27 protein-coding genes are annotated in these 25,483 nt (G+C 68.1%); 19 read left to right on the forward strand and 8 right to left on the reverse strand.

Annotated elements, in window-relative coordinates; translation table 11 throughout:
• Positions 1-115 precede the first annotated feature (115 nt).
• The 5 genes from EDC25_RS13625 (at position 116) to EDC25_RS13645 (ending at position 4,063) form a co-directional block, all read left to right on the forward strand.
• Complete coding sequence (locus tag EDC25_RS13625; RefSeq protein ID WP_123521579.1) at positions 116-655, forward strand: hypothetical protein; 540 nt, start codon at positions 116-118, stop codon at positions 653-655.
• Between the two features lie 191 nt (positions 656-846).
• Positions 847-1,935 carry a GTP-binding protein gene (locus EDC25_RS13630; RefSeq protein WP_123521578.1) on the forward strand — a complete coding sequence of 363 codons (1,089 nt, stop codon included), beginning with the start codon at positions 847-849 and terminating at the stop codon, positions 1,933-1,935.
• 48 nt (positions 1,936-1,983) lie between these two features.
• Complete coding sequence (locus EDC25_RS13635; RefSeq protein WP_123521577.1) at positions 1,984-2,379, forward strand: hypothetical protein; 396 nt, start codon at positions 1,984-1,986, stop codon at positions 2,377-2,379.
• The gene (locus tag EDC25_RS13640; RefSeq protein ID WP_123521576.1) at positions 2,376-2,774 is read left to right on the forward strand and encodes a roadblock/LC7 domain-containing protein; all 399 of its coding nucleotides are present in this window, start codon (positions 2,376-2,378) and stop codon (positions 2,772-2,774) included. The genes EDC25_RS13635 and EDC25_RS13640 overlap by 4 nt, the downstream gene beginning before the upstream one ends.
• 5 nt (positions 2,775-2,779) lie before the next feature.
• On the forward strand, positions 2,780-4,063 hold the full coding sequence (locus tag EDC25_RS13645; protein ID WP_132577688.1) for a phosphatase domain-containing protein: 1,284 nt from the start codon (positions 2,780-2,782) through the stop codon (positions 4,061-4,063).
• A 24-nt stretch (positions 4,064-4,087) separates the two neighbouring features.
• Here the strand turns inward: EDC25_RS13645 and EDC25_RS13650 are convergent, their stop codons facing one another.
• Together EDC25_RS13650 and EDC25_RS13655 are read right to left on the reverse strand one after the other, a co-directional pair.
• Entirely contained in the window at positions 4,088-5,344 is a 1,257-nt protein-coding gene (locus EDC25_RS13650; protein ID WP_123521573.1) for a UbiH/UbiF/VisC/COQ6 family ubiquinone biosynthesis hydroxylase, read from the reverse strand.
• Entirely contained in the window at positions 5,341-6,561 is a 1,221-nt protein-coding gene (locus tag EDC25_RS13655) for an FAD-dependent monooxygenase (RefSeq protein ID WP_164483984.1), read from the reverse strand. Before EDC25_RS13655 ends, EDC25_RS13650 begins: the two co-directional genes overlap by 4 nt.
• Positions 6,562-6,568: 7 nt before the next feature.
• Between EDC25_RS13655 and EDC25_RS13660 the strand changes: the two genes are divergently transcribed.
• The 4 genes from EDC25_RS13660 (at position 6,569) to EDC25_RS13675 (ending at position 9,424) form a co-directional block, all read left to right on the forward strand.
• On the forward strand, positions 6,569-7,243 hold the full coding sequence (locus EDC25_RS13660) for a histidine phosphatase family protein (protein WP_164483983.1): 675 nt from the start codon (positions 6,569-6,571) through the stop codon (positions 7,241-7,243).
• Positions 7,240-7,821 carry a DUF6580 family putative transport protein gene (locus EDC25_RS13665; RefSeq protein WP_123521571.1) on the forward strand — a complete coding sequence of 194 codons (582 nt, stop codon included), beginning with the start codon at positions 7,240-7,242 and terminating at the stop codon, positions 7,819-7,821. Before EDC25_RS13660 ends, EDC25_RS13665 begins: the two co-directional genes overlap by 4 nt.
• 10 nt (positions 7,822-7,831) lie before the next feature.
• Positions 7,832-8,398: a cob(I)yrinic acid a,c-diamide adenosyltransferase gene (locus tag EDC25_RS13670; RefSeq protein ID WP_123521570.1), complete on the forward strand. Its 567-nt coding sequence runs from the start codon at positions 7,832-7,834 to the stop codon at positions 8,396-8,398.
• A gap of 78 nt (positions 8,399-8,476) precedes the next feature.
• Positions 8,477-9,424 carry a histone deacetylase family protein gene (locus EDC25_RS13675; RefSeq protein WP_123521569.1) on the forward strand — a complete coding sequence of 316 codons (948 nt, stop codon included), beginning with the start codon at positions 8,477-8,479 and terminating at the stop codon, positions 9,422-9,424.
• Between the two features lie 69 nt (positions 9,425-9,493).
• Here EDC25_RS13675 and EDC25_RS13680 read toward each other — a convergent pair whose 3' ends face one another.
• The 3 genes from EDC25_RS13680 to EDC25_RS13690 all read right to left on the reverse strand — a co-directional run bounded on the left by EDC25_RS13680 (position 9,494) and on the right by EDC25_RS13690 (position 12,669).
• The gene (locus EDC25_RS13680) at positions 9,494-9,946 is read right to left on the reverse strand and encodes a VOC family protein (RefSeq protein ID WP_123521568.1); all 453 of its coding nucleotides are present in this window, start codon (positions 9,944-9,946) and stop codon (positions 9,494-9,496) included.
• A gap of 102 nt (positions 9,947-10,048) precedes the next feature.
• A complete protein-coding gene (locus tag EDC25_RS13685; protein ID WP_165910916.1) occupies positions 10,049-11,905 on the reverse strand; it encodes a diguanylate cyclase in 1,857 nt (618 codons plus the stop codon).
• 149 nt (positions 11,906-12,054) lie between these two features.
• Positions 12,055-12,669: an ECF-type sigma factor gene (locus EDC25_RS13690; protein WP_123521565.1), complete on the reverse strand. Its 615-nt coding sequence runs from the start codon at positions 12,667-12,669 to the stop codon at positions 12,055-12,057.
• A gap of 401 nt (positions 12,670-13,070) precedes the next feature.
• Between EDC25_RS13690 and EDC25_RS13695 the strand changes: the two genes are divergently transcribed.
• Together EDC25_RS13695 and EDC25_RS13700 are read left to right on the forward strand one after the other, a co-directional pair.
• Positions 13,071-13,826 (forward strand): helix-turn-helix domain-containing protein, encoded by a 756-nt coding sequence (locus EDC25_RS13695; RefSeq protein WP_123521564.1) that lies wholly within the window; start codon positions 13,071-13,073, stop codon positions 13,824-13,826.
• Positions 13,827-13,946: 120 nt separating this feature from the next.
• Complete coding sequence (locus tag EDC25_RS13700) at positions 13,947-16,229, forward strand: nitric-oxide reductase large subunit (RefSeq protein WP_123521563.1); 2,283 nt, start codon at positions 13,947-13,949, stop codon at positions 16,227-16,229.
• 87 nt (positions 16,230-16,316) lie between these two features.
• On the opposite strand, the gene EDC25_RS13705 is transcribed toward EDC25_RS13700, so the two are convergent.
• The 3 genes from EDC25_RS13705 to EDC25_RS13715 form a co-directional block, all read right to left on the reverse strand.
• Positions 16,317-17,060 carry a hypothetical protein gene (locus EDC25_RS13705; protein ID WP_123521562.1) on the reverse strand — a complete coding sequence of 248 codons (744 nt, stop codon included), beginning with the start codon at positions 17,058-17,060 and terminating at the stop codon, positions 16,317-16,319.
• 11 nt (positions 17,061-17,071) lie between these two features.
• Positions 17,072-17,308 carry a thioredoxin family protein gene (locus EDC25_RS13710; RefSeq protein WP_123521561.1) on the reverse strand — a complete coding sequence of 79 codons (237 nt, stop codon included), beginning with the start codon at positions 17,306-17,308 and terminating at the stop codon, positions 17,072-17,074.
• Between the two features lie 85 nt (positions 17,309-17,393).
• Positions 17,394-18,074, reverse strand: a complete 681-nt coding sequence (locus EDC25_RS13715) for a MarR family winged helix-turn-helix transcriptional regulator (protein WP_123521560.1) — start codon at positions 18,072-18,074, stop codon at positions 17,394-17,396.
• Between the two features lie 96 nt (positions 18,075-18,170).
• Between EDC25_RS13715 and EDC25_RS13720 the strand changes: the two genes are divergently transcribed.
• The 8 genes from EDC25_RS13720 to tnpA all read left to right on the forward strand — a co-directional run.
• Complete coding sequence (locus EDC25_RS13720; protein ID WP_123521559.1) at positions 18,171-19,427, forward strand: NnrS family protein; 1,257 nt, start codon at positions 18,171-18,173, stop codon at positions 19,425-19,427.
• Between the two features lie 6 nt (positions 19,428-19,433).
• A complete protein-coding gene (locus tag EDC25_RS13725) occupies positions 19,434-19,835 on the forward strand; it encodes a SirB2 family protein (RefSeq protein WP_123521558.1) in 402 nt (133 codons plus the stop codon).
• Positions 19,836-19,854: 19 nt separating this feature from the next.
• The gene (locus EDC25_RS13730) at positions 19,855-20,244 is read left to right on the forward strand and encodes a DUF454 family protein (protein ID WP_123521557.1); all 390 of its coding nucleotides are present in this window, start codon (positions 19,855-19,857) and stop codon (positions 20,242-20,244) included.
• A 189-nt stretch (positions 20,245-20,433) separates the two neighbouring features.
• Positions 20,434-21,954, forward strand: a complete 1,521-nt coding sequence (gene nirK / locus EDC25_RS13735; RefSeq protein WP_123521556.1) for a copper-containing nitrite reductase — start codon at positions 20,434-20,436, stop codon at positions 21,952-21,954.
• Between the two features lie 2 nt (positions 21,955-21,956).
• Positions 21,957-22,745, forward strand: a complete 789-nt coding sequence (locus EDC25_RS13740) for a formylglycine-generating enzyme family protein (protein WP_123521555.1) — start codon at positions 21,957-21,959, stop codon at positions 22,743-22,745.
• Positions 22,742-23,341, forward strand: a complete 600-nt coding sequence (locus tag EDC25_RS13745) for an SCO family protein (protein WP_123521554.1) — start codon at positions 22,742-22,744, stop codon at positions 23,339-23,341. Before EDC25_RS13740 ends, EDC25_RS13745 begins: the two co-directional genes overlap by 4 nt.
• A 45-nt stretch (positions 23,342-23,386) precedes the next feature.
• Complete coding sequence (gene hemN, locus EDC25_RS13750) at positions 23,387-24,781, forward strand: oxygen-independent coproporphyrinogen III oxidase (protein WP_123521553.1); 1,395 nt, start codon at positions 23,387-23,389, stop codon at positions 24,779-24,781.
• A gap of 568 nt (positions 24,782-25,349) precedes the next feature.
• Positions 25,350-25,483, forward strand: a 134-nt coding sequence (gene tnpA, locus EDC25_RS15190) for an IS66 family insertion sequence element accessory protein TnpA (RefSeq protein WP_425599503.1), incomplete at its 3' end; no start/stop codon positions are given.

Raw genomic sequence — 25,483 nt, forward strand, 5'->3', positions numbered from 1 at the left:
GCACCAGGATGCACAGTTGCGGCAAGCCGCCTGACCCGGAGCGGACTCACACAAATCCGGGACGAGCGGGTCCAAGGGAACTTGGAGGCAAAACATCATCGCCTCGACGCCAACCATGAACATCCTGTTCGCCGGTCCGCCGGGTTCGGGCAAGACAACCGCGATCACCACGGCATCGACCATCCCCTCACGCACGACGGAAGCGGCTGCCACCGACGATGTCGGCACGTTGAAATCGCGGACGACCATTTCGATCGACTACGGCGAATGCGAACTCGGCGGCTACCTCCTGCGCATGTTCGGCACGCCCGGCCAGCTGCGCTTCGCGTACATGATCAACCAGACCCTGGCCAGCTGCGACGCCGTGATCCTGCTGGCCGACCTGTCCAGCCCGAATCCGCTGGAAGACGTGCAGCGCTATGCCGCATTGATCGCGACCCACATCGAGCAGGGCCGCCCGGTGATGGTCGGACTGACCCATGTCGATACCGGCCAGCTGCCCAAGCACTTCCACCGCGACCTGTGCGAGGCCCTCGGCCGGCGCGTGCCGACCGTCCCGCTCGATCCGCGCAACCCCGCGAGCATGCGGCGTGCGCTGCAGGTGCTCACCGGTGCCGCCCGCACGTCGTCGTCGCAGGAGGCCGTCGTCGCCTGAGCTGCTCCACCGGGGCAGTTTGCGTGACCGAATGTGAGCGAATGAAAGCCTCCAGGTACCTAGCATGAAATCGAATGACAGTGTCGTTAACAATTGTTACGCGGCCGGTTTACGCGACCGGATTCAGCTTGGAAACGTGATGCACGCCACACCATACGCCACCGTTCCCATCGCAGTTGGAGTGAGTGGCAATGCATACGCAGGCATCAGGTGGCTTTGTTGCACTGAACCGCGCCGCCGGTCTGTCGCATACCCTGAAGCGGGCGCCGGTGGAGGTCCGCGAGATCCGTCCGGCACCCGCCAGGTCCAAACAGGTCGTGGTTTCCGTGTCAGCCCTCGCCCAGCGTGACCGCACCAAGCTGCGCTGCGCGACCGTGCTGGCGCAGTCCCGCCTGCTCCACGCCTGGCGCATCAGCGACGTCGATGACGAGTCGCATTGCCGCATCGTGCCGCCGCGCGAGAACAGCAGCGATGGCTACATCGAGCTGGTGAACGCTGCCGGCAACCGGACGGTGGTCGAGCTGGACTGGCCGCTGACGGAAGAATCCGTGACGCGCGCACTGAACCAGGCCGGCAGCCATGTCGTCGTCGCCGATTCGCAGGCGATCAATCCGCGCAAGAGCTGGGTCGCGTCGCTGCTCGGCCGCGCCAGCCAGCAGCCGCGTCGCGCCGTCGAACAGGCCGCGCCCGACCGCGGCCGGGTGTCCGGGTTCCTGGAACGCTTCGGCCTGCGCAAGGAGAAGGCGCCATTCAACGTCCTGTTCGTGGGTCCGCCGGCTTCGGGCAAGACGACCGCCATCCTCACGGCCTCGACGATTCCCGCGCGCACCACCGAAGCCTCGGCCACTGACGACGTGGCGACGATGAAGGCGCGCACGACCATTTCTATCGACTACGGCGAATGCCCGCTCGGCGACCTGAACATGCGCATGTTCGGCACGCCCGGCCAGTTGCGCTTCGCGCACATGATCGAGAACACCCGGAAGAGCGCCGATGCCGCGATCCTCCTGATGGACATGAGCAGCCCGGATCCCCTGGGCGACATCGTGCAGTACCTGGACTACCTCGAAGGCTTCGGCGACAGCCGTGGTCGGCCCCTCATCGTCGGGCTGACCCATATCGACGAAGGGAGGGTTCCGAAAAACTTCCACGCGGCGCTGACGGCATTGCTCGGCAAAAGGGCACCCGTTGTTCCGTTGGACCCCCGCAATCGCGGCAGTGTGTTGCGTGCACTGACGGCAGTGTCGGGATTGAGCACCCGAGCGGTCGCGACCGCCTGAGTGCACCTTTGATTACCAAGCCATTATTCAAGCCAGGGAGTTTTACCTATGAGCGCCGACCTGATCGTCCAGGCAATGCTGACCAACGTACCGAAGGCCATCGCCGCGGGCATCGTCGATATGGGAACGGGCATGCTGCTGTCCGTGAAGACCGTGGACTCGCATCCGCAGGCCGTCCTCGACATGGTGGCCGCCGCCACCAAGGACATGTTCGAAGGTGACACGGTTCTCGGAATCGAGAACACCTTCAAGAAGATCCGCGGTGACGCCTATACCGGCCACTATTTCCGTGAGATCATCGTGTCCTCGCGCAACCTCCTCCATATCTTTGCGCGTCTGGAATCGAACGAGAGCGTGGTCGCTGTGGTCATCTGCCGCATCGACACCAACCTTGGCCTCGCCCTGATGAAGACGCGCGAAATCGCCACCCAGGGTAAAGTGTGACCAACGAAAGCTCCTCCGACGTCATCAGGGACGTCCGTGCGCTGCTGAGCGAATGCATCCACGACCTGCCCCGGTCGCTATGCGCTTTCCTCGCCACCTGCGACGGCCACCTGATCGACATGGCGGGCAAGTACGACAAGGACACCGTTGCCGCGAGCCTGCCGATGGCAGGCTCGCTGCTCGGCCTTGGCAAATCGATCTCGGGCGACCTTCATCCGGAAGGCCGCCTCGATGACGTCATTGTCCGCACGGGCAAGCAGATCCTCTCCCTCGTGACCGTTGGCGATACCGACGACGTACTTTTCATCGGTGTTCTCGCCGACCGCATGGTCAATCTCGGACAGCTCCTGGTCCGGAGCAAGCAGGCCGCTGAATCGATCAAGGCCCTGCTGTGACGTCCATGCAGGACGTGGCCCTCGAGATCGAGGGCCTTCGCGTCGGCTATGGCCACGCGGAAGTGTTGCACGTCGATTACCTCGCCATCCGGCGCAATGCGGTCACCGCGCTGGTGGGTCCGGTGGCTGCCGGGAAATCCACGCTGGTCCGGCACCTGGTCGGCCTGGATGCGCTCGTACCGTCGAGCTGGTCGGATGGTTCGATCCGCCTGCATCGTGCAGCTGGCCCTTCCGCCGGCACGCATGCCTCCGAACCGATCCAGCTGATTCCGCAGAAGGCGCGCCTTTACAAGCGGACGTTGCGCGAGAACATCCTCGCCAACCAGCCGAACGACGAAGTCGCCAATGCCCGACTCGAACAGTTGCTGGCAGGCTTCCAGGCCAGCCGGCATTTCATGCACTGCCTGGACCGCGATGTCGGCGAGTGCTCGCTGGCCATCCATCGCGCCGGACTGCTGTTCCGGGCATTGCTGGACCAGCCCGAGGTACTGCTGCTGGACGAGCCGCTCAGCGATGTCGCCATGGCGGACGAGGACTGGATGCTGGAGCTGCTTTACGAGCTGCGCGGGCGCCTGACCGTGATCATGGTGTCGCACAACAAGAACCAGGTGCGTCGCGTTGCCGACTGGGTCGTCTTCATCACCGGCGGCATGCTGGTCGAGGTCGCGCCGGCGGACCGCTTTTTCGAGCAGCCGGCCTCGGAGCTGGCGCGTGAGTTCCTGCTGTCCGGCAGCGCCTGGCCGGCGTCCCGTATCACCCACGCGGACGTCGCCGAAGAGGACGTCGTCGAACCGGAACCGGCGCCGCACGCGCCGCCGGCCACCGACCGCGAACTGGGTTTCCGCTGGGTGATTCCCGGACGACTGGGTGGCATGCACCAGCCGGGCCTGTTCGGCGATCTCGAGGGCGACCTCGCGGCCGTCGAAGCACTCGGCGTCGACGTGCTGGTGACGTTGACCGAAGCGCCACTGAAACTCGGTGACGTCGATCCGGGTGGCATCGACATCGTCTGGTTCCCGATCGACGACATGCAGGCGCCCGATGTCGAGGCCTGCCGGCGCGTTCTCGCCGACCTCGATGTCGAAGTGCAGCGCGGACGCAACCTGGTGTTCCACTGCCGTGGCGGACTGGGACGCACCGGGCTGATGCTGGCGTGTTTCCTGATCGCCCACCAAGGCATGTCGCCGGAGCTCGCCATCGAGCACGTGCGCAAGGTCAATCCGAACTACATCCAGTCGCAGACGCAGGTGAATTTCGTCATGGCCTTCGGCCAGGACGGCACGCCCTGAAGACGCGGCGGCCTGCCGGGTCGATCAACCCGCGCTGGCCGGGGCTTTGCGACAGCGATCCGGCACGCGGCCGGCCAGCCCGGCGGCATGCATGACCAGCTGTCGCCGCAACGGCGGCAGGGCGCCGGCAAGCCGGTGGCCGGCATCACGCAGTGACGGCAAGCCCGGAAACCGGCTGCGGTACATCGCGCCGATGGCGCTGAATGCGCGGGCGGCCATGGCATTGTCGCCCTGTCGCCAGCGCGCGTAACGCGCCAGGACCGCCGGCTGTGCGGGATCAAGGCCGCGCCGGCGGGCTTCGCAGAGTACCTGCGACAGGGCGGCGACATCGAGGAACCCGAGGTTCAGGCCCTGCCCGGCCAGGGGATGCACAACATGCGCGGCGTCGGCCACCAGCACCACCCGGCCGTGGTGATAGCGTGCCGCCAGTTGTCGTGCCAGCGGAAATACAGCCCGCGCGCCCTGCAGCGAAAGCCGGCCGAGGAGGCCCTGGGATGCGTTTTCAAGCTCGCGCCCGAATTCGTCGGGCGGCACGATCCGCATGCGCTCCGCCTCGGCCTCGGGCAGCGTCCAGACGATCGAACAGGCATGACCGGCGGCAAAACCGTGACCTTCATCGAGGCCAGCCAATGGCAACAGGGCAAGCGGGCCGTCGGGAAGGAACCGCTGCCAGGCAGTGTCGCCGTGCGGACGTTCGCAACGCAGGTTCGCCACCAGGCCGCTCTGTCCGTAGGGACGGCGATCCACGGCCAGGCCGGCCAGCTGCCGCAGCGGCGAGGCGCCGCCATCGGCGGCGACGGCAAGGCGCGCGCGCACCTGCTCGCCATTGTCGAGGCCGAGCAGCACCGCGTCGGCGTCGTGACCCAACTGCACGACGCGCCGTTGCCAGTGGCACTGCAATCGGTCGTATCGCTCCAGCTGTCGTGCCAGTGCGTACTGCAGGACGCCATGCTCGACGATGCAGCCCAGCTGCGGCCATCCCTGCTCGCCAGCATCGAAATGCAGCGCGGCGGAAAAATCGTCCTGCCAGACGTGCATGTGCCGGTAGGCCTGCACCCGCTCGGCCTGCGGCGGCGGCCAGGCCCCAAGTGAAGCCAGCAGGCGCATCGAGGCCAGCGAGAGCGCGAACACGCGAAGGTCGGAGCGTGACGCCGCGGCTGCCGCGCCGCCGGCATCCACCAGTGCGACGCTGAAACCGGAATCGGCCAGCGCCAGCGCCATCGCCTGGCCGGCCGGACCGGCACCGACGACGGCGATCTCGACATCCAGGCGCGCGGTCATGCCGCGGCCTCGTGCAGGCTGTCCAGCGGCGACCGGGCGCCATGGCCCATCGTCGCGAGAACCAGCGAAGAGCGCAGGCCGGCGCTGCCGTTGAGCACGCCGAAGCCCAGGCTGCGCAGCACGCCCATGCCAGGGGCGCGCACCGACGGCCAGCGTGCAAGCGCGTGGCTCAAGCCAGCGATGCGGCGGCGATCCGGCTGCCTGCGCGCCTGGTGGCGCAACAGCGCAGTGCCTGCGTCTTCGCCCGCGCGGCGCGCGGCAAGCAGCTCCTCGACCAGTACCAGCGCATCGCGGAAACCGAGGTTGAAACCCTGGGCGGCAATGGGGTGCAGCGATTGCGCCGCATTGCCGACCAGCACGGCTCGACCGGCGACGGTCCGCGGCACGAACACCCGATGAAGCGGATAACGGAACAGCCGCCCCGGTGCCTGCAGGCGTCCCAGTCGATGGCCGAACGCGCGCTGGAACTCCGCCAGGCGCGCGCCGTCGTCCAACGCCTCGATACGCGCCGCCTGCTCGCGCGACAGCGTCCAGACCAGGGCGACCCGACGGCCCTCCAGCGGCAGTACCGCGATGGCGCCGTCATCAAGGAAACGCTCGTAGGCGACGCCCTCGTGCGCGCGCGTGGTCGCGGCGCTGAGCACCAGCGCATCCTGACCATAGTCCCCGCGCTCGACGGGCAAACCCAGCTGGCCTCGCAGCCACGAGTCGGCACCGTCGGCGCCGACCACGATACCGGCACGCAGCACACGCTGGCGGTCGCCTTCGCGCACGGTGACCAGGGCGTCGCCCCCGGCCATGTCGACGCCTGTCACTTGCGCCGGCAGGATGCGGTGCACGCCACCGGCCTGCGCCACCGCGGTCTCCAGGGCCAGGCCCAGCCGAGTCGCCGGCACCAGCGCACCGAAGCGTTGCACGCCGTGGTCGGCGGCGCGCAGCAGCGTGCGGCCGAATCCACCGCGGCGGCTGATGTGGACGCCGGTGATCGGGGCGGCATTGCCGCGCAGTGCCGTCCATACGCCCAGCGCATCCAGCCCGTTGACCGTGGCCGCGGACAGCGCCAGGTAGCGCTCGCGATCCGGATCGGCCAGCGCCAGCGTGGGCGTGCGCGTCTCGACCAGCGTACAGTCGACGCCGGCACGGTCCAGGGCCAGGGCGACACTGGTGCCGACCAGTCCGCCCCCGATGATGAGTACGCCGGTGTGGTCAGGTTCCATGCGCTGGATGATACTCCGGCCATCCTGCATTCCATCGGTAGCGGGCGACGGCGACGGCAGGCGACTGGTCCTGCTCTATCACGGTGACACCGCTGGCAGCGGGGGACGCTGCATCGGCCGCAGCGAAGTACCGTTGTCGGCATCCGGCCGGCAGCAGATGGAGACACTCGCCTCGGCCTGGACCTACCCGGCGCCGACGCTGCTCGTGGCCTCGTCGAGGCAGCGCAGCTACGCAGCACTGGTCTCGTTCGCGCGCCGCTTCGGACGCCTGCCGCAGGTCGATGCCCGCCTCGACGAGCAGGACTTCGGCGACTGGGACGGCGAGCCCTGGTCGCTGCTGCACGGCCGCGGCGACCACGGCTTGCAGCAATGGCTGGCGGACTGGTCGGGACAGGCACCGCCCGGCGGTGAATCGTTCGCGCAGATGGCGCAGCGCTGCGGTGGATGGCTGGATGAAACCGTCGCCAGCGCCGGCGATGACGACCTGCTGCTGGTCGCCAGCCATGCCGGCCCGCTGCGCGCACTGGCCTGCCACGCGCTTTCGATTCCGCTGCAGCACGCGCTGCTGCTGCGCATGGATCACGCGCATGTGTCGGCGATGCGGCGGCGGCGCGGGCGCTTTGAGCTATGCTATTGGAATGCCTCGCACTTCGAGGCCGGCTTGTTTGGAGATCACCCATGACCCTGGCCCAGCGCCTGTTCAACCCGCGCACCGCAACCGTCACCGGCATGATCGTGCTGGCCGCCCTCGCCCGCCTGCTGCCGCACCCGCCGAACTTCACGCCGATCGAATCGATGGCGCTGTTCGCCGGTGCCTGGTTCGCCCGCCGCCACCTGGCGATCATCGTGCCGATCGCGGCCATGGTGCTGTCCGACCTGGTGCTGGGCGCGCTGCGTGGTGGCCTGTATGCCGAACACCTGTTCTCGGCGGCGCACATCGCCGTCTATGCCTGCATCCTGCTGTGCTCGGTCGCCGGCTTCGCCTTGCGTGGCCGGGTCACCGGCGGCCGCGTCATGGGCGGGTCACTGGCCGGCGCCGTGATCTTCTTCGTGGTGACCAACTTCGCCGTCTGGCTGACCGCATCCGCCGTGCCCGGTCACAGCGCCTGCGCCACCGGCCTGCTGCCGTGCTACGTCGCGGCGATTCCGTTCTTCCAGTGGACGCTGCTTGGCGCACTGTTCTGGTCGGCCGTACTGTTCGGTGGCTACGAGATCCTGCGCCGCCGCTGGCCGGCACTGCGCCAGGCCAGCGCGGCCTGAGCCGCCAGGGATGGGCAACCGCCTTTCGAAGATCTACACGCGCACCGGCGACGATGGCAGCACCGGGCTCGGTGACGGCCGCCGCACCGGCAAGGACAGCCTGCGCGTCGATGCCTATGGCACGGTTGATGAACTCAACAGTGGCATCGGCATGGTCCTCGCGCATGCCATTCCGGACGCGGTGGCCGCGGCCCTGACGCAGGTCCAGCACGACCTGTTCGATCTCGGCGGCGAGCTGTGCCTGCCGCCGGGCACCGAACTGGTGTTCGACGGCGACATCACGCGCCTGGAGGACCTGCTCGACGGCTTCAACGAACACCTGCCGCCGCTGAAGGATTTCATCCTGCCCGGTGGTGGCCATGCAGCAGCCGCCTGCCATCTGGCGCGCACCGTCTGCCGGCGCGCCGAACGCGGCCTGGTGGCCCTGTCGCGGGTCGAGGTGGTTCGACCGCAGTGCATCCGCTATCTCAACCGCCTGTCCGACCTGCTGTTCGTCATCGCCCGCGTGCTCGCGCGCGAGGCGGGCGCCGGCGAAGTGCTCTGGAAGAACGAGCACCGCCGCAAGCCGCAGGCCTGAGCCGCACCGCCACGACGAGGCCGATGCGATGCACGCGCGCCGCGTCCATCCGATGACCGCATCGCATCCGGGCCGGCGATGACATCGACGTCGCAGCCGGCCAGTCTCGTTGTCTTCACCCATCCGGCCTGTGCCGGCCATGATCCGGTACCCGGCCATCCCGAGCAGCCCGCGCGCCTGGCCGCCGTCCTCGCCGCTTTCGACTCGCCGGGTCTGACGCACTGCGCGCTGCACGAGGCGCCGCGCGCCATGCGCGACGACCTGTTGCACGCCCATGACCGCGCGCATGTCGATCGCGTCTTCGCCGCCGGCGGAACCGGCCAGTACCGGCAACTCGATCCCGATACCGCGATGGCGGAAGGCTCGCTGGAGGCGGCGCTGCGTGCCGCCGGAGCCGCCGTTGCGGCCGTCGACCATGTGATGTCCGGACCGCGAAGCCGCGCCTTCTGCGCGGTGCGACCGCCGGGTCACCACGCCACGCGGGCGACGGCGATGGGCTTCTGCCTGTTCAACAACATCGCCATCGCGGCGGCGCGTGCGCTGGATGTCCATGGACTGCAGCGCGTCGCCATCTGCGATTTCGACGTCCACCATGGCAACGGCAGCCAGGCCGTCTTCTGGAACGATGCCCGCGTGCTGGTTGCCTCCAGCCACCAGTGGCCGCTCTATCCGGGCAGCGGGCGCGACGCGGAAAACGGACCGCACGACACCATCGTCAACGCAGCGCTGCCAGCGGGCGCCGACGGCGAAGCGTTCCGCGACGCCTGGCGGTCGCGCCTGCTGCCACGCGTCGATGCCTTCCGGCCGCAGCTGCTGCTGGTGTCGGCCGGTTTCGATGCGCACCGCGACGATCCGCTGGCCGGCCTGAAGCTCGACGAGGCCGAATTCGGCTGGCTGACCGGCGAACTGGTGGCCATCGCCGACCGGCATTCAGGCGGCAGGATCGTCTCGATGCTGGAAGGCGGCTATGACCTGGCGGCGCTCACCGCCAGCACGCGCGCGCACGCGCTGGCACTGCTGCGCTGACTCGGCCGAACGGATGCCGGGCCGGGGGCTGCCTTGCCCTGCATGCCGCCGATACCAAACACCCGGGGCTCACTGCTTTCCGTCTTCGTTGAACAGGGCGGTATAGCGCCGCTGCATTTCCTCGGGCGACACCTCCTCGATGCTGTGCCCGATCAGCCAGCGATGCCCGAACGGATCGATGACGCTGCCCGAACGCTCGCCGTAGAAGGCATCGGCCGCAGGCCGTTCCAGTGTCGCCCCGGCCTCGACGGCACGGGCGATCAGCGCATCGGCGTCATCGACATGCAGGTGGATCGACAACGGCGTACCCGTGCCGGGCTGCGGTGCGCGGATGCCGTACTCGGGAAATTCGTCGCACAGCATCAGTGTCACGCCGCCCAGCTCGATCTCGGCGTGGCCGATCCGGCCCGAAGGCTCGACCAGCCTAAACTTCTCGCGGGCCGAAAAGGCACGCGCATAGAAATCGATGGCTGCGGCGGTGTCGGTGACGCACAGGTACGGATAGACCTCGTGAACGGACATGTCGGCTCCCCTGGCTGGTGCGGTCCATCATGGCAGCATCGCGCACCCCTGTGCACCGGCAATGCCGCCGCCCGGCAGCACGACGGCAGCGGCCGCCGGTCGTCAGGTCGACGGCGCCGCCACCAGGTCGGCATCGGGATCCGTGTCGCCGACGCCGTTGCCGCCGCTGCGCTTGGCCGCGTACATGGCCTGGTCGGCGCGACTGATGCATTCGTCGACGCCCATGCCGGCGGCATGTGCGCACACGCCCAGGCTGATGCTGAGCTGAAGCCGGCCCGACGGCGTCTGCATGGGCGTCGCCGACACCGCGTTGCGGAGATTCTCGGCGACGACCTGGCCGCCTTCCAGGTCGGTTCCCGGCAACAGGACCAGGAATTCCTCGCCACCCCAGCGCGCCAGAAGATCGGCATGGCGCAGGCGACTGCCGAGCCGCCGCCCCACTTCCTGCAACACCTGGTCGCCAACGCCGTGCCCGTGGCGGTCGTTGATCGCCTTGAAGCGATCGATGTCGATCATGATCACCGCGAAACTGTCGCCGCCTGCTTCCACCGCGCGCGCCGCACGCTCGATGCGGTCCACCATGTGCCGCCGGTTGGCCAGGCCCGTGAGCGGATCGGTGCACGCGGCCCGTTCAAGTTCGCGCGCGACGCGCTGGCCAAGGCGCAGACGGCTGTAGAGGACGCCCACGAGGATGGCCACCGCCAGCACCGCAGCGATCGCGAGGCCGAGGATCATGCGCTGGCGCCACAGCTCCAGTTCCTGCACGGCCGCCTGGCTGCGCAGCAGTTCGATTTCCTTGGCCTGCTGGCGGGTGTCGAAGCGCGCCTGGAACTCCAGCACGCGGGCGTTGTACTGCTCGTCGGCGAGCACCGTTGACAGACGCTGCACCTCGCGGTGCCAGCGCAGCGCCTCGGCGTATTCGCCCAGCGCTTCGTGCAGGGTGACCCAGGCGCCGGCGAGCTGGAGGGCGACGCCGGGCGGTACGTCCTCGGCGACGCCGTCGGCCAGTTCCAGCTGCTCGCGCGCCTCGGCGTAGCGTCCCATCGCGGTCAGCATGTCGGCGAGGGTGACGCGGGCATTCAGCTCGCCTCGGTGGTCGCCGATGCGGTGATGCAGCGCCAGCGCCCGTTCGAAATGGGGCAGCGCTTCCTCGCGCCGGCCCAGGCTGGACAGGACATGGGCGATGTTCGTCTCGGCATGGCCTTCGCCACGCTCGTTGCCCAGGTCGACGAACAGCCTGAGCGCCTGGCGCTGGTTTTCCAGCGCTTCGTGCAGCGCCCGCCGCTCGCCCTCCGGATCGCCGGCCTGGCTCGCCCTCGCCGCGAGTTTCAGGGCGACGGCACCCAGGTTGACGTAGGTGCCGGCGACCCCTTCGCGGAACCCGGCCTCGGAAAAGCCGGCCAGCGCCTTCTGGTGGTATTCCCTCGCGAGGTCGAATTCGTTGAGCGTGTTGTAGAGGTTGCCGATGTTGCCCGCCGACTTGGCGGCATCAAGGATGTCGCCGCTGGCTTCGGTATCGGCCAGGGCGTCCAGGTAATGTTCCAGCGCCGCCACATATTCGCCGGCATCGGCGAGCGACACGCCCAGCGTGCGGTGCAGGCCCGCCCTCTGCGACGTCGTCGCCTCCTCGGGCAGGCGCTCCATGGCGTCCTGAAGCAGGGGAATCGCCTCATCGACGCGACCCAGGATGTGCAGGTTGCGCCCGATGGCCGCCATCAGCATCGATTCGCCCAGGGTGCAGCGCGGCGATTGCCGCCTGGCCTGCTCCAGCAGTCGCCGGCCCTCTTCGACGCCCCGTGCCGGATCAACGTCGCGCAGGCTGCTCAGTTCGTCGGCACGCGTGAGCAGATCATCGCAACCGGGCGCGGCAACGGCCATGACAGGCGACAGCAGCAGTGCGGCAAGCAGCAGCCAGCCGCGTCCATGCCCGGGGGCGAACGAAGGGTTTCGGAACGCCACCCGCGCAGTCCGGATGAGGCCGCCAGGGCGGGAAATCCGTGCAGCATTCATGGGGCCGGAGTATCCCGCACTTCCCGCGTCACAGTTCATAACTCTCGCTCGAAGTCCGGCAAACTGGTTCCCTGGGCATGACGACACGAGCTGGCCGCTCAGGTCGTGATCGCCCCGCCATCGTCCAGTTCGGCATAGAGAAAGGCACGGGCACGCCGCCAGTCGCGCTTGAGTGACCGTTCCGAGCGGTCCATCAGGCCACTGATCTCGGCCAGCTCCAGGCCACCGTAGAAACGCAGTTCGACCAGTCGCGCCAGCTGGGGGTCCAGCTCGCCCAGCCGGGTGAGCGCGGCGTCCAGGGCGAGAAGGTCCTCTCGACCGCCTTCGGCCCCGGCGATCCGCAACGCACCCGTATCCAGCGAATCCACGCGCACGCCACCTCCCCGACGCTGGGCATCGCGGGCGCGGACATGGTCGATGACGATCTGGCGCATGGTCCGCGCGGCGACCGCATAGAAGTGCTCGCGGTCGTTGATCGCAACCGTGGCGCCACGGGCGAGCTTCTCGTAGGCCTCGTGGACCAGCGAGGTCGCGTGCATGGGCGCATCGCCACCGGACAGCTGGCCGCGTGCCAGCCGTTTCAGTTCGTTGTACAGCGTACTGAACAGCCGGTCCGACGCCTCGCGGTCACCGCCGCGGGCCTGGCCGATCAAGGTGGTAATGCTGGAATCCGTCACGGCCGCCCCTTGCCTCGCACCCCGGCACCTTGCCATGGCGACGCGACGGCGGCAATTCGTCCACCACCGGTCCGGTGCGGCGGACGCGACGTCGTGCGCGGTTGCCGCCGCTACCGCCAGGCAATGCGGGCCAGGCGCGCCGTAGGGCTTGGGTCGACGATGCCAGGACGGCGATGGCGCACGGTTTGCTGCGACCTCCCGACGTGGAATCCCGGCCGGTGTCCGCGTGCGTCCGGGTCCAGCGGGGTGCCCGCTGAACGGCGGAGGCCGCCGTGCGCGGCGGAATCCGCGCCACGGCGGCCGGGCCCGACGGCAACACCCGCCACCGCGTTCCTGCCTGGTGGACGCCTCACGTATCATTGCCGCAGCCTTGCCTTGCGGCGGCGGAGGATCGGCCCGGGGCAGAAATGCCCGGCGGCCTGCACAGGAGATCGATGATGAGTTCGCCGCGCCTTGGCGCCAGCCTGCCCAATCCGGCCGCCACGGACGACGGCAATGAAATGCGCTTCTGCAGCACCTGCGCCTTCTCCGCCGCCTGCCTTGACCAGGGCTACGACAAGGCCGCGCTGGGTGACCTGCACTGCCTGGTCGAGCATGTCGGTCCCTACCACGAAGGCGATGTCATCTTCCGCGAAGGCGATCCGTTCACGGCGATTGCCGCCGTGCGCGCCGGCACGGTGAAGACCTACGTCATCGACAACCATGGCGACGAACATGTCCTGGGCTTTTTCCTGCCCGGCGAAGTGATCGGCCTGAATGCCATCCACCCGGCGCGGTATCCCTGCAATGCGGTGGCCATGGACACCGTCGCGCTGTGCCGTTTCTCGTTCCCGCAGATGGCCTTGCTCGCCACGCGCATGCCCGGCCTGCAGCACCAGCTGTTCCGGCTGCTGAGCGAGGACATCGGCAAGGCCGCCCTGGTCGCCGGCGACTACAGCGCCGACGAGCGCGTGTCGGCCTTCCTGCTGACGGTATCGCGGCGACTGGCGGCGCGTGGCCTGTCCGGCCGCCGCTTCCATCTGTCGATGACACGCAGCGACATCGGCAACTACCTGCGCCTGGCGCCGGAGACGGTCAGCCGCGTCCTTCGCCGCCTTCAGAACGATGGCATCCTCGCCGTCGAGCGCCGCGAACTGGAGATCCTCGATCTCGACCTGCTCACTGCGCTCGCCGCCAGCGTGCTGCGCGAATAGCGCCGAAAACCGAACGCGAGCACGCGTCGGCGCCAGTCGCGCCGATGCTGACATGGATCAGTGCAGTCCTCCCGACACCGGCCGACCATGCCGGCGACCTTTCACCGGGAGTCACGCACCATGTCCACCCGCAAGCTCTGGGCCGGCCTCGCCGTCCTGCTGGCGGCCTCGTTCGCCGTCCTGCTCTGGGTCGGCAGCGAGATCCATCGCCAGATGCCACCGATACCCGCGACCGTCACCACGACGGACGGCCGCGTCGTCTTCACGCGCAGCGACATCGAGACCGGACGCCAGGTGTGGCAGTCCATCGGTGGCCAGCAACTCGGTTCGATCTGGGGTCACGGTGCCTACGTGGCGCCGGACTGGACCGCCGACTGGCTGCACCGCGAAGCCATCGCCTGGCTGGACCTGATGGCGCGCGAGCGCGGCGCGGCCGACCATGCCGCCCTTGACGAGGAATCACGGGCGGCCCTGCAGGCACGCCTGCGCACGCAGATCCGCGTCAACACCTTCGACGCCGATCGCGACACCGTGACCATCGCGCCGGAGCGCGCCGCCGCCATCGCCACGGTGGCCGCGCACTACAACAGCCTGTTCGGCAGCGACCCGGCCCTGCTGGAGCTGCGCAAGGGCTACGCGATGAAGAACGACACCGTGCCCGACGCCGGACATCGCCAGGAACTGGCGGCGTTCGTCTGGTGGACAGCGTGGTCGGCAGTCACGCAACGACCGGGCCAGGACATCAGCTTCACCGCCAACTGGCCCTTCGATCCGCTGGTCGGCAACGAACCGCCTTCGCACCTGCTGCTGTGGACGGTGTTCAGCGTGCTGTTCCTGATCGCCGGCATCGCCCTGCTCGGCTGGTATTACGCGACGCATCGCGAGGACCACGCCTTCAGGCTGCCCGCCACCGATCCGCTGGCCGACATCAAGGTCACGCCGTCGATGCGCGCCAGTGCCAAGTACTTCTGGGTCGTGATCGCGCTGTTCCTGGTGCAGATCCTGCTCGGTGCGATCACCGCGCACTACCAGGTCGAAGGCCATGATTTCTACGGCATCAACCTGTCGGAAGTGCTGCCCTATTCGCTGACGCGCACTTGGCACACGCAGCTGGCCGTGTTGTGGATCGCTACCGCCTGGCTGGGCATGGGCCTGTACATCGGACCGGCGATCTCCGGCCATGAACCACGCTTCCAGCGGCTCGGCGTCAACGTGCTGTGGGTCTGCCTGCTCATCATCGTCGTCGGCGCCTTCGCCGGGCAGTGGTTCGCGGTGATGCAGAAGCTCGGCCTCGCCAACAACTTCTGGTTCGGCCACCAAGGCTGGGAATACGTCGACCTCGGCCGCTTCTGGCAATGGTTCCTGTTCCTCGGTCTCGGCATCTGGCTGACCCTGGTCGGCCGCTGCCTCGTGCCTGCGATCCGCAAGGGCGGCGAGATGAAGTCGATCACCACGCTGCTGTTCCTGTCCACCGTCGCCATCGGCCTGTTCTACGGCGCCGGCCTGATGTGGGGCGAGCACACGCACCTGTCGATGGTCGAATACTGGCGCTGGTGGGTGGTGCACCTGTGGGTGGAAGGCTTCTTCGAGGTGTTCGCCACCGCGGTCATCGCCTTCCTGTTCGCCAAGCTGGGGCTCATCCGCGCCAGTCTCGCCACGGTTGCCGTGCTGTTCGCGACCATTGTCTTCATGGCCGGCGGCGTGCTCGGCACACTGCACCATCTGTACTTCAGCGGCACGCCGACGGCAGTGATCGCGATCGGCGCCAGCTTCTCGGCGCTGGAGGTGGTGCCGCTGGCGCTGATCGGCTTCGAGGCCTACCACCAGTGGTCGATGCAGAAGGCGACGCCGTGGATGGCGCGCTACAAGTGGCCGATCCTGTTCTTCGTCGCCGTCGCCTTCTGGAACCTGGTCGGTGCGGGCCTGTTCGGCTTCCTGATCAATCCGCCGCTGCCGCTGTACTACATGCAGGGACTGAACCTGACGCCGCTGCATGGCCACACCGCGCTGTTCGGCGTCTACGGCATGCTTGGGGTCGGTCTGATGCTGTTCTGCCTGCGCGGCATCAAGCCGCATGCAGTGTGGAACGAAGGCGTGCTCAAGACCTGCTTCTGGTCGTTGAACATCGGCCTGACACTGATGGCGGCGCTGACCCTGCTGCCGATGGGCATCATCCAGCTGGCCTCTGCGCTGGAGCACGGCTACTGGTACGCACGCTCGGCGGAACTGATGCAGCAGCCGATCATCCAGCTGCTGGTGTGGTTGCGCGTGCCTGGCGACACCATCTTCAGCGTCGGTGCACTGGCCCTGGCCTGGTTCGTGATCCGCCTGTGGTGGCCGGCACGCGAGTCGGCGGAATCGCTGCCGTCGGGTGCCAGTGCCCGTGCCGCACCGCGCGACTGAGCGCCGCCAAGGTCCGGCACCCTGACGGTGCCGGACCTTCACCTCGTTTCAGATGGACACCGGGCCCGCAACGGGCCCGATGTCGTTTCAGCGGTTGGGCTTGCCGGGCAGGCCGAGATCGCCGGAAGCGATCTTGAACACGTCGACCACGCACAGCAGCGGCGCGTGCACGCTGGCGTTCACCCGCAGTCCGGCGGTGACGCCGTCGAAGCTCGCCGCCTCGACGACGCCGATGTCGTCGAACGGCACCCGCACCTCGACCACCTCGTCAGCGAGCCGTGGACTCCAGCCCGGGCTGTCGATCAGGATCGGCAGGCCCGGCCAGGTCTTCGGCAACCGCGGCTTGGGCCCGTCGGGAATGTCCACCACCGCCAGCGCGTCCTCGCCACACGCCGGGTTGGGGCTGAGCACGACCCAGTGGCTGTGCCAGAGATCGCCGTCGTTGCCGGGATCGCCATCGCCGTTCTCGTCGAACAGCGGCGTGTCGTCGAAGTCCGGGTGCGCGGTCACCGCCATCGCCAGGATGCCGCTGCCGCGCTCGAAGCCGACTTCCCACGGGTCGATGCTGGTCGGCCAGACATAGGAGAACACATCGCTGCCGGCCAGCTGCCCGGTCGCCGCCGGACGCGACTGCCCGGCCTTGCCGGACACCGCCATGTGGAAGGTGGCGATGTTGCCGCGGGTACTGATCTTCGCGTGGACGATATCGAAGTCGGCGCGCACCGCTTCGCTGGCGTCGACGCTGATGCCGCCACTGTGCGTGCGGCCCTCGTGCGCCAGCAGCGGCGTTGCCGCCAGCACCAGGACCAGGGCTGGAACGGTGGTTTTCATGTGCCCGCTCCTCAGCGCAGGTCCGCGAGCGCGGCACCGAAGTTGATGTGGAAGGGCTGGCCGTCGATGACCAGTGCCGGCACCGAACGCACGCCGGCCGATTCGGCATCGGCCAGGCGCCCGCGGGCATCGCCCAGGTGCACGATCTCCACCTCGTAACGGGCAGGATCCAGCGCCTGCGCCAGTTGCTGTTCGGCTTCGACGCAGACCGGGCAACCGGCGTGATAGAACACGGCTTTATGTCGCATAATGGGTTTCCTCTTGCTTGCTCTTGAACGGAGTGGTGGGGGGAATCCGGGCGGTGTCCGATTGCAGTCGGGCACCGCCCTTCTGTTATCCGTCGGCCGTTGTCTCCGGTGACGGAATGCTTGCGGCGAGGCGACGCGCGTCATCGCTGGCGCGGCCGGCCGGCGCCGGTTCGTGTTCGGGGCAATCCACACGCAGGTCGGGATCGCCGAAGGGCTGGCCGACCAGCGCGCACATATGCGGTTTTTGCCGGTCGCCGCTGGCATAGGGCCGGAAGAAGCGGCAACCCAGGCAGGTGCGCAGGCCGCTGGCCAGCCCCTGATCCTGCGCCGCGCGCACCAGCAACTGCGTCAGCCGCAGCAAGGCGCCGACATCGGCTTCCGGCAGCGTGGCAAGCAGTCGGTCCATGCCCTGCCCCGGGCTGGACAGCGCCTGCGCCACACGGCGGCCGGCGGCGGTCAGACGCAACAGGCTGGCGCGGCCATCGTCCGGATCGGCACTGCGGCGCACCCACTTGCGCTCGACCAGCACCTTGACCGAATCGCTGAGACTGGCCGCCGACACACCCAGTTGCACGGCGATATGCCCGGCACGCAAGCCTTCGCCGCTGCCGGCCAGCATGCGCAGCACGGTCGCCTGCGTCGGTGGCAACGGTGGCGCGCCATCGCTGCGCCAGGACTGCGCGCGCACCAGCGCCGCCAGCCGCTCCAGGCCAAGGGCGGCCTGCTGCCGCTGCGTCGGTGCCGACATGGGGGTGGAGGTGAGCATGGGCTGAACGATAGGACTCCTAAGTATCCCTGTCAAGCATGGTGTGGGTGATCTGGATCAACGCATACTGGACGCCGCTGCACGACACTTCGCGCCATGGACAGGAACCCTTCCCGACCCTCGCTGCTGCCCTCGCCTGCCACCTTGCTGGCGGCGCCGCACCGCCTGCTGTTCTTCGTCGGCGCGCTCAATGTGCTGGCGGCGATGACCTGGTGGCTGCTGTGGACAGTGGCACTGCGCTGGCAGCTGTGGCCGATGCCGCAGCCGCCGTCACCGATGCCGGCCGGCTGGGGCCATGGCCTGGTGATGTCCTATCAGGTGTTCACGCCCTTCATTTTCGGTTTCCTGCTGACGGTGTTTCCGCGCTGGCTGGGGCAGCCGTCGCTCGATCGCTGGCATTACGTGCCGGTGGGCCTGGGCCTGCTGGGTGGCCAGGCGCTGACGCTGATCGGGCTGTGCGGCATTCCGCAGGTGCTGCATGTCGGCCTGTTCGCCAGCGCCATCGGCTGGCTGTCGGGACTGCTCAGCCTGGGCAGCGTGCTGCGCAGTGCCCGGCACCGCGACTGGCATGCGGTGAGCTGCCTGCTGGCGCTGACGGTCGGCCTGGTGGGGTTGTTGCTGTTCATCGCCTGGTGGCATGCGCCGGCAAAAGGCCTGCTCGGTTTCGCGGCGCTGAAGCTGGGCATCCTCGGCTTCCTGCTGCCGATCTATCTCACCGTGGTCCACCGCATGCTGCCGTTCTTCGCCGGCAACATCGTGCCCGGCTACCGTGGCTGGAAGCCGATGTGGCTGCTGGCGGCGATCTGGCTGCTGCTGGCCGTGCACCTGGTGCTGGAGCTGACGCACACCTATGCCTGGCTGTGGCTGCCCGACCTCGCACTGGCAGCATTGTCGTGCTACTGGCTGTGGCGCATCTGGCCGGTGTCGAACCAGGCCGATGTGCGCCTGCCCGGGCTGCTGATCGTGCTGTTCATCGCCTTGTGCTGGTTGCCCATGGCCTTCGCGCTGTACACGGCGCAGTCACTGCTGTTCGTCTACAGCGGCGACTTCCTGCTCGGCCGCGCACCGGTGCATGCGCTGGCCATCGGCCTGTTCGGTTCGCTGCTGGTGGCAATGGTGACGCGGGTAACACAAGGCCATTCCGGACGGCCGCTGGCGATGTCGGCGACGGCCTGGTTCGCCTTCGCCGTGGTGCAGGCGGCAGCGGCGATGCGCGTCGCCGCCGAACTCGTCAACGACACCTGGGCCTGGCACAGCTTCGCCGCCCTGGCCTGGATCGTCGCCTTCCTGCCCTGGGTGCTGCGCAACGCCGGCATCTACCTGCGGCCGCGTGCCGATGGCAAACCCGGATAAACCGCGATGATCGAGTTCTACCCACAGATCAAGATGGTGCACATTGCCTGCGCGCTGGCCAGCGTCGGCCTGTTCGCGCTGCGCGGTGCCGGCATGCTGGCCGGCATGCGCTGGCCGCGCGCCGATCCGCTGCGCTGGCTGAGCTGGAGCATCGACACGGTGCTGCTGACCGCGGCACTGATGCTGGTGGCCATCCTGCCGGCGGCACTGTTCGGCAACCACTGGCTGACGGTGAAGCTGGTCGCACTGGTGGTCTACATCGTCCTTGGCTACCGCGCATTGGCACCGGGCCTGGCGCGCGGGAAACGCCTGGCCTGGTGGCTGGCGGCGCTGGCCTGCTTCGGCTTCATGTACTCGGTGGCGCGCAGCCACCATCCGCTGGGCCTGCTGCGATGGCTGGCCGGCTGAGCAGGCACGGAGTTCCGGCATGCGCTGGCTGTTGATCGTCATCGGCTGGCTTGCCCTGACACTGGGGCTGCTCGGTGCGCTGCTGCCGATCCTGCCGACCACGCCTTTCGCGCTGCTGGCGGCCGCCTGCTTCGCGCGCGCCTCGCAGCGTTGCCACGCCATGCTGCTGGCGATGCCGGTTCTCGGACCGGCGCTGGACGACTGGCAGACCCGGCGCGGCATCGCCCTGGGCAACAAGGTGCTGGCGCTGTGCATGCTGTGGTCGGGCATTGTGCTGACGGTCACGCTGTCCGGCTTGCCAATGCCGCTATCGTTGCTGCTGGTCGGCATCGCCACGACGGTGACCGTGGTGCTGCTGCGCATGCCGACGCTGCCGGGATCTTCACCTGGCGGCCACCGTCGGCGTTGAGATTTGCCTGATCTGTTGCCCGCGTAAAAATGTCCCGCGCCCGGGATGCGGGGACGCGGCGAATCCGCGTTACCATCGCCACCGTTCGTTGCCGGCGCCCCCTCATCGAAAGCTGATGCAGATCACGGCGTCTGGAGTGCGCAGGGCGCACAGTGGCGGCCAGACTTCTTCGACTCCAGGAAAACAACCATGGCAAACCGGAAATGGGTAATCGCCGCCATTCTTGCCCTTGCAACCACCGTCACAGGCTGCCGCAGCGACACACCGCCGGCGGCGGCAGCGGCCCATGCCAATGCCGTCGCCGACACCGGCGGATCGCGCAAGGGTGACTTCGGCCCGCCGCAGGGCGAGCCGATCGAGGCCATCCTCACCAGTCCGCCGGAAGTGCCACCGCCCACCGGTCGCGATTACCCTGCCAAGGTCATCGTCAACCTGGAGGTGGTGGAGAAGGACATGCCGATCGCCGAAGGCGTGAACTACACCTTCTGGACCTTCGGTGGCACCGTGCCCGGCAGTTTCATCCGTGTGCGCCAGGGCGACACCGTCGAGTTCCACCTGCACAACCATCCCGACTCGAAGATGCCGCACAACATAGACCTGCACGGCGTGACCGGTCCGGGTGGCGGCGCCTCTTCGACCTTTACCGCGCCCGGCCACAGTTCGCAGTTCACCTTCAAGGCGCTCAACCAGGGCCTGTACGTGTACCACTGCGCGACGGCGCCGGTCGGCATGCATGTCGCCAACGGCATGTACGGCCTGATCCTGGTGGAACCGCCGGAAGGCCTGCCGCCGGTGGACAAGGAGTTCTACGTCATGCAGGGCGACTTCTACACCACGACCAAGTACCGCGAGAAGGGCTACGCGCCGTTCGACATGCAGCGGGCCATCGACGAGAACGCCACCTACGTGCTGTTCAACGGCGCCGAAACGGCGCTGACCGGCGACAACGCGCTGCGCGCCAGCGTCGGTGAGACGGTGCGCCTCTATGTCGGCAACGGCGGCCCGAACCTGGTGTCGAGCTTCCACGTCATCGGCGAGATCTTCGACAAGGTCTGGTACGAGGGCGGCACGCGCTACCAGGAGAACGTGCAGACGACGCTGATTCCCGCCGGTGGCGCGATGATCGCCGACTTCCACCTGGAAGTGCCGGGCAGCTACGTGCTGGTCGACCACTCGATCTTCCGTGCGTTCAACAAGGGCGCGCTCGGCATCCTCACCGTCGATGGCCCGGAAAACCTCGCCATCTATTCGGGCAAGGAAGTGGATTCGGTGTACCTGGGCGACAAGGTGGCCAGCCTGGCTTCGGTGCAGACGGCAGCCGACTCGGCGGCCTCGGGCACGCTGACGCTGGACGAACAGATCGCCGCCGGCAAGTCGCTCTACACCGGCACCTGCTCGGTCTGCCACCAGGACAATGGCGCCGGCCTGCCCGGCGTGTTCCCGCCGGTGGCGTCCTCGGACTGGGTGAAGTCGCACAGTCACGAAGAGCTGATCAAGGTCGTCCTCAACGGTCTCACCGGTCCGGTCAAGGTCAACGGCGAGGACTACAACTCGGTGATGCCGCCGATGAGCCAGCTCACCGACGACGAGATCGCCAACATCCTCACCTACGTCCTCAATTCCTGGGACAACGGCGGTGGGCAGGTGCAGCGGGACAAGGTCGAACAGATCCGCGCCAGCACACCGCGCGCGGAAGGCGCGGCGCACTAGCCATGAAGACGCGGACCCTGCTGCTGTCCGCACTGCTGTCGACGTCCGCGCTGGCCGCGGACGCCGACATCTGGATCCGGTTGCCGGGACACGCCGCCTTCGCGTCGGTGCTGCGCTGGGAAGACCAGGCGGACGGCGTGAAGGTCGCGCCGTTCGAGCTGATGCGCACGCCAATCAGCAACGGCGACTTCCTGCGCTTCGTACTGCACGATCCGGCCTGGCAACGCGGTCGCGTGCCGGCGGTGTTCGCCGAAAGCCGCTACCTGGAACACTGGCATGGACCGGTGCAACTCGGTCCCGGTGTCCGCGGGACGCAGCCGGTGACGCGGGTCAGCTGGTTCGCCGCCGACGCCTACTGCCGGGCGCAGGGCGCGCGCCTGCCGACCTGGGCGGAGTGGGAATATGCCGCCGCCGCGGATGCCGAGCGCGAGGATGCGCGCAGCGATCCGGCCTGGCGCGAGGCGATCCTCGCCTGGTATTCGCGACCGTCGAACACGCCATTGCCTGACATCGCCCAGGGCACCGCCACCGTCCATGGTATCCACGACCTCAACGGCCTGGTGTGGGAATGGGTCGAGGACCACGCCGCCATGCTGGTCTCGGCCGACAACCGCGAGCAGGGCGATCCCGACGTCATGCAGTTCTGTGGCGCCGGCGCCTTGTCCACCGACGACCGCGAGAACTATGCGGTCCTGATGCGCATCGCCATGCTGTCGTCGCTGCAGGCGGCCGACGTCACCGGCAATCTCGGCTTCCGCTGCGCGCGGTCCATCGAAGGAGCCAGGCCATGAGCCTACGCATGCTGTTCGCCCTGGCCGCGCTGTGTCTGGGTGGCGCCCTGCATGGCGCCGACAACACGCCGCTGCCCGGTGATTCGCTGTACCACCTGGACGTCACGCTGACCGACCAGGACGGCCGCGACTTTCCCCTCGCCTCGCTGCGCGGCAAGCCGGTGCTGGTGGCGATGTTCTATACCTCCTGCCGCTACATCTGCCCGCTGATCATCGACAGCGCGCGTGGCGTCGAACACGCGCTGGACGCATCCGAGCGCGATGGCCTGCGCATCGTCCTGGTCAGCATCGACCCGGACCGCGACGACGTCGCCGCACTGAAGCGCATCAGCGACCGCCGCCGCCTGGATACCGGCCGCTGGTCGCTGGTCCGGACGGACGCAGCTTCGGTGCGCCGTCTCGCTGCGGCCCTGGGCGTCCGCTACCGCGCCCTGGCCGATGGCGAGTTCAACCACACCAGCGAACTGGTGCTGCTCGACGCCGACGGCCGACGCCGCGCCAGCAGCGAGGCCAGCGGCCCGGTCCCGGTGGAATCGTTCCTGCAGGCCACCCGTGCACTGCTGAACGCATCCCGCAACGACCCGCCCGGCGATTGATCCGGATCAAGGCGCCCGCGCCGGCCGACGCGCAGTATCCTCGCCATGTCCACCGCCCTCAGCTTCGATGCCGACCTGCTGCGCCGCTACGACCGGCCCGGGCCGCGCTATACCTCGTACCCGACGGCACCGCAATTCCGGCCCGACTTCGACGAGACGCAGTTCCGCGCCCAGATCGCGCGCAGCAACGACGACGCCGTGCCACGCCGGCTGTCGCTGTACCTGCACATCCCGTACTGCACCAGCCCGTGCTTCTATTGCGGCTGCAACCGCATCATCACCCGCGACCGCAGCCGTGGCGAAATCTACCTGGCGCGCCTGCTGCGCGAAGTGGCGCTGGTCGCGCCGCTGTTCGACCGCGACCGTGACGTGATCCAGCTGCACCTCGGCGGCGGCACGCCCAACTTCCTGGCGCCCGGCCAGCTCGCCGAGCTGTTCGAGAGCCTGGACCGGCAGTTCCATTTCAGTCGCGCCGCCGACCGCGATTTTTCCATCGAACTGGACCCGCGCTTCGTCAGCCCCGCCGACATCGGCGAGCTCGCCGCCACCGGCTGGAACCGCGCCAGCCTCGGCGTGCAGGACTTCGATCCCGCCGTGCAGACCGCCGTCAACCGCGTGCAAAGCGTCGAGCAGACGATGGCCGTCATCGACGCCTGCCGCCAGCACGGCATGCGCTCGGTCAACGTCGACCTGATCTACGGCCTGCCGCGGCAGACGCTGGAAGGCTTCGGCCGCACGCTCGACACCGTGATCGCCGCCCGGCCCGATCGCCTCGCCGTCTATGGCTACGCCCACCTGCCCGACCTGTTCAAGGCCCAGAAGCAGATCCACGACGCCGACCTGCCCAGCCCCGACGGCAAGCTGGCGCTGCTGGCGCTCGCCATCGAGAAGCTCACCGCCGCCGGCTACGACTACATCGGCATGGACCACTTCGCGCTGCCCGAGGACGAACTGGCGCGCGCGCAGCGCAGCGGAACCTTGCACCGCAACTTCATGGGCTACACCACGCACGCCGAAACCGACCTGCTCGGCCTCGGCGTCAGCGCCATCAGCCGCGTCGGCGACAGCTTCAGCCAGCACCACCGCGACCTGTCGGAATGGGAAGAAGCCGTCGATGCCGGCCGCCTGCCGATCTGGCGCGGCCTGCGTCTCAGCGCCGAGGACCTGCTGCGCAACGACATCATCCAGCGCCTGATGTGCCACGGCACGCTCGACATCCGCGACATCGAGGACAAGTTCGACATCGACTTCGCCACGCACTTCGCCGACGCCCTGGCGCGCCTGGCGCCGCTGCAGGCCGATGGCCTGGTCGAAGTCGACGCCGGACACATCACCGCCACCGCACGCGGCCGCCTGCTCATGCGCATCATCGCCATGTGCTTCGACGCCTACCTCGGCCAGCCCACGGCTGCGCCGGCGCGGTACTCCAAGGCGATCTGACGCTTCTCCCACCGCGGACACCGCGCGGAAGGCGATTTGACTGCCGGCACCTCGCGAAACCGTCAGTGGCGCGATCTTCGTGCCGGATGCGACGGAAAGCGTGTCGCCTGCAGGCTCTGGGATCGTTCCAACTCCGCACCACCACCCGACACGTGGATGCCGCGGGGGCGCGTTCCGATAGAGCGGTGGCGTCCAGCAAGAAGTCGGGCTGTTCGGTGCCCGAGGTGCAGCGTTTCAGGCTCAAGCGTCGGGAAGCTTCGTCGAAGAGCCGGGGCTCCACCTGCGGATTGGACGCCCCGTTATGGCCGTATCGTCGCCGTGATAATACATAACACTGCACCCATGCCGGATAACACGGGCAGCTTTCGATACGGCAAACCCGCCCACATCGGCATGTGGCATTGATTCCCTTGGAGATTTTCCGATTGACGCGGCCCGCCACGGCCCGCTAAAAAAGACGTTACACCCCACTTCGGGGTCGAATAGTAGTAAGCGTCTGCCGACGACACCTGTTTTCCCGGTCGCCAGCGGGGTTTGATGGGCACCCTCAATTCGATGGAGCCCTGTCATGCCCAGCAAGCGTACCCGATGGGCGGCCCATATGGCGGCCTGGCAATCCAGTGGCCTGAGCCAGTCGGCGTATTGCCGGCGGCATGCGTTGTCGTTGGCCAGCTTCGGCTACTGGCGTCGGCAATTGCGAAC

This window comes from Pseudofulvimonas gallinarii (genome assembly GCF_004343305.1).
GTDB classification, from domain to species: domain Bacteria; phylum Pseudomonadota; class Gammaproteobacteria; order Xanthomonadales; family UBA2363; genus Pseudofulvimonas; species Pseudofulvimonas gallinarii.